Origin of the sequence: Nodularia chucula CCY0103, assembly GCF_963923915.1 — a bacterium.
GTDB lineage: Bacteria > Cyanobacteriota > Cyanobacteriia > Cyanobacteriales > Nostocaceae > Nodularia > Nodularia chucula.
Genome location: NZ_CAWUOL010000217.1, coordinates 1 through 665, shown reverse-complemented (window position 1 = coordinate 665; position 665 = coordinate 1). Strand labels below are relative to the sequence as shown.

Sequence of the window (665 nt, the reverse complement as noted above, 5' to 3'; positions counted from 1 at the left end):
CAATCCTCTCCTAGAATCCCACTGTCAATAGGGTTTGAGACGCGCTAACCCTGTCAAGGCATAGCCTCCGCGCACGCCAGTTGCTCATGAGGGAGACCCCCAAAACCGCACTGGCTCCTCCGCGTGATATAAACCGTCTTCCCTCTATAAAAAATGCCTAAAGAAACCCTTAAAAATTCCCAAAAAAGACTAGAATCAACCTTAAAATTTATATCTTCCCCCATAGAACTATTAGAACTAATAGACGCATTAGAAAACAGCAGAGAAATTCCTGTAAAATACGCTTACAGAGAAACAGGAGCCAGCATTTGGGATAACTTTTATCAAAAATATATTAGTCCCAAATGGTATCAACCAAACAACGTAGAAATTGAGCTATTACATAAAAATTTTAACTATCTAAACGGCAGTTATCAAAATTGCCAAAACTTGAATATTATCGATGTCGGTGCGGGTAATTCTTACCCAGTAAAAAAATATATTTCCCAACTGGATAAAATCGGAAAAATCAATCAATATCTAGCCTTAGATATCAGCGAAGAACTACTGAAAGTATCCCAAACCAACTTTCAGAAATGGTTACCTAAAATTCCATATAGCAGTTACCCAGTGCAGAAGTGTTGAATGTTAAGAAAGAGGTGATAAAAATAACCCAAAATATGGTA

Annotated in this window: 1 protein-coding gene; it reads left to right on the top strand. The window is 37.4% G+C overall.

The features are described from left to right. Nucleotides 1–153: 153 nt before the first annotated feature. Nucleotides 154–624, top strand: a complete 471-nt coding sequence (locus tag ACM0OP_RS24280; protein ID WP_414530962.1) for an L-histidine N(alpha)-methyltransferase — start codon at nucleotides 154–156, stop codon at nucleotides 622–624. Nucleotides 625–665 lie beyond the last annotated feature (41 nt).